Source organism: Pseudomonas sp. GL_103, from assembly GCF_057835175.1.
On the sequence record NZ_CM174420.1, the window covers coordinates 3,260,613 to 3,271,232 of the forward strand.

General features: G+C 52.4%; 5 protein-coding genes. 1 reads left to right on the forward strand and 4 read right to left on the reverse strand.

Going from position 1 to position 10,620, the window contains the following annotated elements; genetic code table 11:
* Nucleotides 1-58 precede the first annotated feature (58 nt).
* The 4 genes from AC3IP0_RS14760 to AC3IP0_RS14775 form a co-directional block, all read right to left on the reverse strand.
* Complete coding sequence (locus AC3IP0_RS14760; protein ID WP_489325090.1) at nucleotides 59-2,959, reverse strand: hypothetical protein; 2,901 nt, start codon at nucleotides 2,957-2,959, stop codon at nucleotides 59-61.
* A gap of 32 nt (nucleotides 2,960-2,991) precedes the next feature.
* On the reverse strand, nucleotides 2,992-5,424 hold the full coding sequence (locus AC3IP0_RS14765; protein ID WP_489325092.1) for a hypothetical protein: 2,433 nt from the start codon (nucleotides 5,422-5,424) through the stop codon (nucleotides 2,992-2,994).
* 71 nt (nucleotides 5,425-5,495) lie between these two features.
* Entirely contained in the window at nucleotides 5,496-7,847 is a 2,352-nt protein-coding gene (locus AC3IP0_RS14770) for a hypothetical protein (RefSeq protein ID WP_489325094.1), read from the reverse strand.
* 51 nt (nucleotides 7,848-7,898) lie between these two features.
* Entirely contained in the window at nucleotides 7,899-9,716 is a 1,818-nt protein-coding gene (locus AC3IP0_RS14775) for a hypothetical protein (protein ID WP_489325095.1), read from the reverse strand.
* 375 nt (nucleotides 9,717-10,091) lie between these two features.
* Between AC3IP0_RS14775 and AC3IP0_RS14780 the strand changes: the two genes are divergently transcribed.
* The gene (locus tag AC3IP0_RS14780; protein ID WP_489325096.1) at nucleotides 10,092-10,586 is read left to right on the forward strand and encodes a hypothetical protein; all 495 of its coding nucleotides are present in this window, start codon (nucleotides 10,092-10,094) and stop codon (nucleotides 10,584-10,586) included.
* The last annotated feature ends 34 nt before the right edge of the window (nucleotides 10,587-10,620 follow it).

The following is a 10,620-nucleotide window of genomic DNA, read 5'->3' on the forward strand; positions in this document are numbered from 1 at the left end:
GACACCCATAAAAGTCATTCAAAGTTGACTAACGCTTTTTAAAGATAAAGAAGATCAGTTAAACACGATTGATAATCAATTTATTACGGCTGTTTTCTTGAGAGGCTGACTCAAAAGCAATCGATAGCGAATGACGATTACCCTCTTCATCTATCAATACAACTTTCAGCCCAGGATCCAAGTGCTTACGGTATAACTTTCGCTTATCGCCATTTGCCAATCCGTCATACCAATATTTCACATCATCCGTTCGATGCAAACTGACAATCAACTCGCCAGGGGAAGGCTGCTTGTCACCTGAGAAAGACGCTGTCAGCTTTTTATTGTAATGTCTCATCATCCCCCAGAGATAAGAATCAAAAGACAACCCTTCCGGAGCGGGGCTATCACTATTTTCAAAATTGGCCGGATTAAAGGCGCTACCGGTATAACTGAAGTATGTTTCATCGATCAACTCACTTTCCCACTGAATTGTCGAAACATTATTTTCGAAAACCGAGGTCGAAAATAGCACCGGATAAGCGCCCAACCGCTGATAACTTAATCGCCAATAGTCAATGGACTGACGGTAATAGCTGAAATAATCCATTTCAGGGTACATATCTGTTGGCGGATGATCGTGGCCATCCGGATCATTCCATGCACGCTCGCGCACTACCTTATAATGATCGGTCGCCGGTATTGGTGGCCTCATGCCCTGAACCGTGACTTCAAAACCCTCGGTTTTCTCATCAGTAGAATTCTGAATACCATGATCTGAAGTGAACTGCGCATAAAAAGTCCGACTGCTTTCAGCGGCAAGATGAATCCAGAGTTCACGGTAACGCACGCCATTATTCTGGGGTGTAGGTAATGCCGGTGAGTTGACCGGTGCCGCCGCCGTCGCGGAATACAGCTTGAAACGATTTCTTTTTTTACTGGCAGCCCATGAAACACCACTACCGTACTCAATGCCCTCTTGGGCAACATGAACAAAGGGAACGGGAGCGTTGGATAATTTGTCCACCAGCCGCAGGGTCGACAGGTTAGCGTCGCTGACCGGTATATAAACCTGCTGACCGTCGATCGTCACAGGCTTGGTCTCGATCTTGATGATCACAGGGATCTGTTGAAGACCATTGCTGAAGCATCGATCAACCCCATTCTCGGGGGTAACGATTGAAAACTCCTGAAGTTCCAACCAGGTGGGTTCAGGCATGACTTGTTCGGAGAGCTGGATGATGCTCAGGCCGCTGGCCCTGACCGAACCGTTAACCAGATAGGAGCACCTCACCACGCTGACTCGGGAAGTCGGTTGCGCCGGCGGCATAAACAGACCGTTTTCATCCACTTCGCCTTCGCCGATAACAGTCCATCGCGCATCCATGGGGTCCAGATCGGCGTAGAGCTGGATCGGAGTCGCAGCAGATATCGCCGCGACATAGGGTGGATCGACCGGCAGCGTGTGGGCTGACTTCATCAATACAATTGTCGCGTCTATGGTTTCCTTGGTCAGCGAATCAGTGACTCTGATGGTCTGCAGTGCCAACTGCTCGGTGAGGCCTTCGGGTGGTGTGTAAATGGCGTGGTTGTTATCGACCACCCTGAGCGTACCTTCCTCCGGCATCAGTGTGGGCCACTGCAACGTCCCCCCACCCAGCGTGTTTGCAACCAGTTCAATAGGTGCTGCGCTGGTCCCTACTGCGCTGGTGCAAATACGCGGAGAAATGCTCATGCTTTCGAACACGCCAAGCACAAATGCCGAACTCGTCTGTTGCACGCCCCCCATTACATACTGCGCAGTCACGACAACGGGCTGTTGTTCCTTGCCGATCCGTGAGGGAGCCGGCGACGTATAGACACCGCCGGTTGGCGTAACGCTGCCAACGGAGAGCGGACTGACGGGGTTGCTGACGCGCCACTGGGCACTGACCGTCCCTCCATCACTCTTGTGCGCGGTAAATGCCTGGGTCTTGCCGGCTTTGAGATTGATGAAAGACGGTTCGATGGTCACGCTCTCGGGGCTTGGCTTGATATTACCCAGTACCAACAGATCATGCGGGGTATGCCGCCCGTTGGTGCTTTCTACAAAAAGATTTTCGCCGGGCAACAACAGGTTCTTGAGCACATCGAGTTGCACATCGTCGAGCAACTCGATCCAGTCTTTGCTCAACACCAGTGAAGCCGAGTACAAAGCGCTCCCAGCGGCCTGATCGTCCGGGACCAAGTAAGGGAAGTCACTGCCCTCAATAGGCATAGTGCCGTTTTCATCATTGATTTTCAGGCGAACGAACACCAGCACGGCACCATCGTCTGGATTGTCGCTACCCGGTGCTTTCTGTGTCCGAATATGGAAATGGGTCGGGCTCAACGGGTTGTTTCCACTGAGATCAAATAGCCCCAGCTCGAAAATTCGCTGGTCTTCTGGCAACACCGTCAAGCGGCTTTGAATGAAAGCCGCCACAACTTTCTGGACGCCTGGCAACCCTCCCAGGTTGCAGGTCATTGCAGGGTCGCTTGCCACATCAATCGTCACCCGACCTCGTTTATCCACTTCTCCTACGATCTGGTTCAGGCTTACCTTCATCTGGATCTTGTAGCCCATGTCTTCGGTGATACTGAAGCCGGACAACAACCGTTGCGCAGCACCACCCACTGGACGACTGATGGCCGTGTAAGCCCCTGCGACAATGTTCATGGTCAATGTCACGAAGGACTGATTGAGCGATGCCGAAGCAAATGACAGGACAGGCATGCCCAGGATCAAATTGTCCAGCTTCATGGACTCGGTCCGGTCGTCCGTGAATACCTCACCGCTGATGGGCGGAATAAAACGACCCTCGTGCAACCAGCCAAGGTATTGTTCTTGCAGCAGGCGGTTAAGCTGAGCCCGGCCGAACGCCACCACCGCTCCCCAGCCGTGTGTGATTGTTCCCCTTCTCATCCGGGTCAACAAACCTTCCAGTGGATTAACAGACATGACCAATCTCCTTACTATCAGTGAACAAGCGATTACTGACCATTTGCACCCAGCATCCGGAGGGTTTCCGGCACACTGAACAAGGGCAATGGCAGGATGATGTAACCGTCATCGTCAGCTCCCCCGGGGCGTGCAGGGGGCGCTAAAACAGTGATCGCCACGAACTTGTCCGGCCCCGCAGGGTTTACGGTGAGCAGCCCGGTTGTGGCATTGATTTGTGCTGATTCGCTTCCCAACAGCACCTGCCATGACTCCTTCCACGATCCTGGATCAATCGGGCCATCCTCGCCCATGATTGCCAGTTGGATCTGGTGTTCCGGCAACCCGGGTTTGTCAACGACCACCACGCTAAGGAGGGCCGGTCGATGCAGGACCATGACCCGCGCGGTCTCACTCAGTTTTGTCCGTGGGTTATGAACAACGAGGGTGTCGACCGTGGGCGCCTTTCCGGCTTGCGGGGAGCCCGGCACGTAGCTGTGGTCCCCTCCCTCGGCCGGGTTCGGCCTCACCACCGCACCCGACGAAGGATCTTCAATGGACCAGGTCAACTCCCCGCCGTCCACGGCACCGGCTGAGACGTCCAGGGCCATCGGGTCGCCGGCGGTTGCAATCTGGATCATCGGGTTGACGGTAATGCCTCGGCGCATCACGGTGACCAATGCCGAGCTGGTATGGCCGCCTGCACTGGCTGTGACCCTCACCCGGACGAAGCTGCCTTGAAGTTGGGCGGCCGTCGGGGCGGTGTAACGTCCCGAAGAGGCATTGATGGCACCTACGGGAACGGTTTCGCCGAGGATGTTCTCGACTTTCCAGGTCAAACCGGTGCGCGGCGGTTCGATGGCGAACTGCAGGGTTTCGCTGTGGCCGATTACGGGTTCCAGCTGAGTGATGGCGAACGCGGTTTGGGTGGGGCCGACGTGGCCGAAGAGGGCCATATCCCGGGGAATATGAGCGACTTCAAGGTTTATCGAGTTCCCACCGCGAAACAAGAGGCTATTGAGTGTAAATATGTCAAACACCGGTAACGATGAACTAAATTTCTCATAAGCGGCATGAACAGCGGATCTCAGTGCAATCTTGATTTCAGGCACAATCAGAGATAAATCTTCACGGACAGCTTCAATTTCTGAAAAAACTTCTCCAGGATGGACTTCATATGCTTCGTCCAACTCAGGATCAACAGGGCGCGGTCTAAAAATTAACTGCCCGTTTTCAATCACAAGATCAAAACCAAGGCTTGTACTGTACCCCAATCCAAACACACCAGCCATCGAGACTGCCTGGCCGTTTAACTTAGTCACAGTCGACTGGATATTCTTTACCCCCACCACTAATAAGCAACAATATTTAATGTAAAAATCTGGGTCGGTAAATGTATACCTGTAACCAGGCGTTACAAAAGAGAAGTGAGCATCGAACGGAAAAGGGAAATCAGGAATACCCGGATTGTAAAAGTCCATGTACACAAAGGGGATGTCGATGTCAAATCTTGGCGTTGAAACCACCCCAAGAGGCACTTTTAGCCCTCCTGACCGACCACGAATTCCGTAAAAAATTTCATCCTGAATTATATCTGTAAACTTAAACTCTTCCGGATACTGATTAACCCCTTGCATACCCTCAATCATTACTTTCTGCTTTACAATTTCATCCTTCAAAATCACAGTCGCCGAATGACCATCCGGCAACAAATACTTCAAATCCGCATTATCAACAGGCAAAGTCCCGTTGGCATCACCCTGCATCGCAACAAATACCAGTACCGAGCCCTCCCCCTCATCCTCACCCGCCAACAACGCGGCACCCGAGTCCTTTTTGTTATGCGTGCGAATAACAAATTTATCGGGTTTCAAGAATTGATCCGGCTCGAACTTCAGTTCGTTCAACACGAAGATCTTCTGGTCGTCCGGCAAGGGCCTGAAGATCTCCTGCATGCGCTGGCCAGCCACCTTGCGCAAGTGTTCGGTCTGCACATAGGTCAATCGATAATTGGTACCCTTCGAGATATCCAGTTCCACCCGCCCGGCAGACGTCACCGAGCCGGTTGCCGCCAGGAGGTCGATATCAAACAGCAATTGTGGTCCATCCAGCACATCTTCCTGGGCAATTTTGGTGACACTCCACTGCGGGAAGCCTGCCGGCTTGCTGAACGTCAGGTGTGAGCCGCCGACCACTTGCATGGTCAACTTGGCAGCGGACTTCTGCAGAGTGGAACCTTGGAACGACAGGCGTGGCGCGTCCATTTGATAATTGTGCAAAAACTCTTTCTGCGTCGGTGTTGTATTATCCGTAATCTCTTTGGTAATCGGCCTCAAATAATTACTGGTACTAAAGCGCTCGATGTACTCCTGCAGTAACACTTTATTGGTTTCGCTGCGCCCATAGGCCATGACGGCACCCCAGCCGAGTGTCCGGGGTTGTACTTTCAGCCAGTCCAACAAATTTTCAACGTTATTGGTTTCCACGATAAATATCCTTTGGCTTACATTGCGTTCGCCGATTGGCAACAGCGTTCGTCAAATCAGTGAACAACCGATTACTGACCATTTGCACCCAACATCCGGAGGGTTTCCGGCACACTGAACAAGGGCAATGGCAGGATGATGTAACCGTCATCGTCAGCTCCCCCGGGGCGTGCAGGGGGCGCTAAAACAGTGATCGCCACGAATTTGTCCGGCCCCGCAGGGTTTACGGTGAGCAGCCCGGTTGTGGCATTGATTTGTGCCGATTCGCTACCCAGCAGCACCTGCCATGACTCCTTCCACGATCCTGGATCAATCGGGCCGTTCTCTCCCATGATTGCCAGTTGGATCTGGTGTTCCGGCAACCCGGGTTTGTCAACGACCACCACGCTAAGGAGGGCCGGTCGATGCAGGACCATGACGCGCGCGGTCTCACTCAGTTTTGTCCGTGGGTTATGAACAACGAGGGTGTCGACCGTGGGCGCCTTTCCGGCTTGCGGGGAGCCCGGCACGTAGCTGTGGTCCCCTCCCTCGGCCGGGTTCGGCCTCACCACCGCACCCGACGAAGGATCTTCAATGGACCAGGTCAACTCCCCGCCGTCCACGGCGCCGGCTGAGACGTCCAGGGCCATCGGGTCGCCGGCGGTTGCAATCTGGATCATCGGGTTGACGGTAATGCCTCGGCGCATCACGGTGACCAATGCCGAGCTGGTATGGCCGCCTGCACTGGCTGTGACCCTCACCCGGACGAAGCTGCCTTGAAGTTGGGCGGCCGTCGGGGCGGTGTAACGTCCCGAAGAGGCATTGATGGCACCTACGGGAACGGTTTCGCCGAGGATGTTCTCGACTTTCCAGGACAAACCGGTGCGGGGTGGTTCGGTGGCGAACTGCAGGGTTTCGCTGTGGCCGATTACGGGTTCCAGCTGAGTGATGGCGAAGGCGGTTTGGGTGGGGCCGACGTGGCCGAAGAGGGCCAGGTCGGCGGGGTAATGAACTTCCTCAAATTTTACCGCGTTAGCACTTCGGAACAAGAGACTGTTAAGCGTGAATACATTGATATTTTCCACAGCGCTGAGAAAGTCATCAATTCCTTCGTCGAACAATTTTTGCAGCCAACCAGTGTAGGCCTGTTCTACAGCAAGTCTATGGCCTGGAGTTACTGTACTATAAGCGTCAAGTACCAAAAGGTTGCTATTTTTAGAACTCCCACTGATAATAAACTCATGATTTTCCCCAATGCCATATTCAAAATCGTACGTGAGATCCCATCTCCCGTACACGTTACCAGTATTTCCTCCCGTCCAATTCAGAGTCAGCGGCTGAAGAAACTCCTTCCAATGCAAGGTAAAGAACTTATCCTGCGAAATACTCATTTCAAAGTAATCCGATGCATCACCCGTATGCACAACAGCACTTGTCAATGGGGACCTATACTCCACCCCTCCTATCACAAGAGGTCCTTCCTCTACGCGTCTAACTCTTTGACCACTTAGCCCAATTATTTTTACAATTCTCTTACCATCAGGCGAGCGCACTACTTCGTACTTTATCTCGGTTGCATTACCTAATTTTTGTAGTGCAACATCAAATAGTTTCTTGAAAGTAAACTCGTGACCCAGCAATATCGTCGCGGTGGAACCATCCGGCAACAAATACTTCAAATCCGCATTATCAACAGGCAAAGTCCCGTTGGCATCGCCCTGCATCGCAACAAATACCAGTACCGAGCCCTCCCCCTCATCCTCACCCGCCAACAACGCGGCACCCGAGTCCTTTTTGTTATGCGTGCGAATAACAAATTTATCGGGTTTCAAGAATTGATCCGGTTCGAACTTCAGTTCGTTCAACACGAAGATCTTCTGGTCGTCCGGCAAGGGCCTGAAGATCTCCTGCATGCGCTGGCCAGCCACCTTGCGCAAGTGTTCGGTTTGCACATAGGTCAATCGATAATTGGTACCCTTCGAGATATCCAGTTCCACCCGCCCGGCAGACGTCACCGAGCCAGTTGCCGCCAGGAGGTCGATATCAAACAGCAATTGTGGTCCATCCAGCACATCTTCCTGGGCAATTTTGGTGACACTCCACTGCGGGAAGCCTGCCGGCTTGCTGAACGTCAGGTGTGAGCCGCCGACCACTTGCATGGTCAACTTGGCAGCGGACTTCTGCAGAGTGGAACCCTGGAACGACAGGCGTGGCGCGTCCATTTGATAATTGTGCAAAAACTCTTTCTGCGTCGGCGTTGTATTATCCGTAATCTCTTCGGTAATCGGCCTCAAATAATTACTGGTACTAAAGCGCTCGATGTACTCCTGCAGTAACACTTTATTGGTTTCGCTGCGCCCATAGGCCATGACGGCACCCCAGCCGAGTGTCCGGGGTTGCACTTTCAGCCAGTTCAACAAATTTTCAACGTTATTGGTTTCCACGATAAATATCCTTTGGCTTACATTGCGTTCGCCGATTGGCAACAGCGTTCGTCAAGCGACAAGCGTCGGCGTGCTACCCCTGAATTGGAAATAGGTCTCACCACCATCAAAACTGACTTTTGCCTTTAATGTAAAAGGCTCATTGAGCTTGAGCGTATTGAGAAACGCCTTGGGCAACTTCGCCGTTATTTTTTTGTTCCGGAGTTCATCCTCAGTAACGGGCTGTGCTTCGCGCACAAAATGCGATGTACTACCGCTCTGGGTTACACCCGTGACCTCCATGGTCAATATTTGTCCTTTGGCCATGAATGGCCAGGCATCCTGGGGTGGCGAAGAGTGAAGTTCCAGATCCGCACCGCCGATAGGCACGGAGAACAACGACATTTTGTTGTCGAGAATATGTGGAGACGTCGTAAATGGATAGCGCGACGCCGGTAATGGCGTGATGCGCAGATTAAAGTATTCAGAATCTTCGCCCACTGAATCACCGGGTGGGAACACATGGTAAAACACTGGAAAACGTGCCTGCTCGAGCGTCGACATGTTGGCGGCGATGGCGGAGGCTGGGATCAAATACCTTTTTCCGCTACCTCCCACGGGCGTCGGCGCGATATGGCGCCCCCCATTCGGGTGGCCTTGCCAATGCAGTTCCACCTTGCCCGAACCGACCTCTGCCGGGTCAGGAACGCTGACGTAGATGCCACTGGTATTCGCTTCCAGGCGCCCGTTGTTTTCCCCCGCTTCGGGTGTGACGCCCTCGACAATGGGCGCAGGAAGGTACAACGGTTTGCTGATATCCACTTGCAGTGGCTCAGCCGATAGTGCAGCGCCTTCGCGCGCAAACTGGAAGCCAACAGTTACCTGGGCGTTGCTATTGTCCGTCAGCCAACGGGGTTCGATCAGAAACTCGATGAGGCCGCTGTCCAATGTGGAACGATCGACTCGCTGCGCCTTGGTGACACTCCTGTTCTTGTCGCTACCCTTCCAGTACACCAGCACCCAGTCACCCTCATGAATGTCGGCATAAACAGGTTTGACCTGCAGCACCAATCCGTCAGGATAATGACCAGGATTAATCGGGCCACCTGCGTAGTTCTTGATCGTAATAACAGGGAGTGGAGAAGAAATCGGCGCTACTATTTGCAGGGTTTGCTGATCGGAGTCACTCGACAGACCCGCTCCGTCTACATACTCGACGCGGTAGCTGATGTCGGCATGTTCATCCTTAATACCAATGACCTCGGTATACGGGACGGTGAATGTCAGTGGCTGACCAAGATCCTCGGCTTTCAGTACTTTGGTTTCCCGATAGGCAGGTTCCGGGGAGTCTTGATAATACCCTTGCCACGTAAAGATGACCTTATCCCCGACACTCATGGCCCGATAAGGTGGTACCACGGCCGTAGCACCCACTGAACTTACCGCGTCGGGGTCCAGTGCCAGATCATGGGACTCCTTTATCTGCGCAACTGGCAAACGACTGCTTTGGCCCGCCCGTTTGCCCACATAGCAAAACTGGCGCTGGGACTCGGGACCTCGAACGTTAGGATCTCCAGGCGAACCGATGGCGTACGAATAAAACGCCCACCCTTGATTTAATTGCTTGAGCAGATCATTGGGTACCAGCACGGGCATGCCGAGTTGCGGTGTGTAGCCTCCCTCAGTCGTTACATTCACACGGGAGTTGGAATGGTCAGCCACCTCACCGTTTGCACCACACCCTCGCCAGTTCGGCCACAGCACGTCGTTGATGGCTATATTGGGGTACTTGATATAGGTCAGCAATGGGTCGGTGCCCAGCTGGTCCAGATCAATCCAGTCGCCAGGCTGTAGATCCTTGATCACAGGACGGGGATTCAAGTCCGCCATTTTCAGCTCCTTGGTTATATGAATTCAATAAAAACCTGAACTTCACATTAACGCCAAAACCACCGAACCGACCACTAACAGAACTGCTAGGTTGTTATTACCATCTTTAGCGATACACTTGCATATTTTACGTGCCGGCACTGCTTTTAACTTAGCATTCAATTTGCGCAGGCAACCTGCTGATATCGCTGCTGTTCGGCGTTTAACCCTGCTCAGAAACCAGAACTTCATGGGCTGACGGGCAAGCCAACTCTCGAATGTACGCCACCTTCGAAAACACAAACAACTAACAGAACTGCTAGGTTCCAGGTCGATCGTTCGATGATAACGTCAGGCTGGAATATCACCCACGACGAGATTTCCCTCATGAGAAATATGAAAGCAGTTACTTTCGGGTTATTGCTGGCGAGCGGCCTTATATATTCTGGTGCCGCCGTATCAGCAACAGGCACGGTCATACTTAGAGACAAGGATAATGCGATTTGCAGTTTGCCTGTGCCTGAGCCGGGCCAATCAAAATCTTATTCTTTTGTTAACGACCCCGCACCATGTAAAGACTGGAACGACAAAGCTCGTACAATCCAATTGGCGGAAGTACCTTCAGCCTCCACAATTCTTATCACCAATAACAGGAACTGCTGGAACCTAGACAGCGAAGCTCCATGGTTTAGTTTAAAAACAATCAAAAAACAAACTAACACTTCAATTATAGAAATCGAGTATCTCGGGACCTTCAAAGAGAATCAGATTATTGAGCCCGGCTTGCAAATGGTCGATTTAGCTACATCCGCAGATGGCGACAGGGACAAAATTTCCTGCGTCAGAATCACCACTTCAGCAGCACCACCTTCCTCAACGACAACACCTTGAAGACTCTAACCAAGTAAATATTTGAGGATCATTA

Excerpts from the sequence above, each read along its gene's own strand:
- AC3IP0_RS14760 (WP_489325090.1), bottom strand. The coding sequence starts at position 2,959 with ATGTCTGTTAATCCACTGGAAGGTTTGTTGACCCGGATGAGAAGGGGA.
- AC3IP0_RS14775 (WP_489325095.1), bottom strand. The coding sequence starts at position 9,716 with ATGGCGGACTTGAATCCCCGTCCTGTGATCAAGGATCTACAGCCTGGC.
- AC3IP0_RS14780 (WP_489325096.1), top strand. The coding sequence starts at position 10,092 with ATGAAAGCAGTTACTTTCGGGTTATTGCTGGCGAGCGGCCTTATATAT.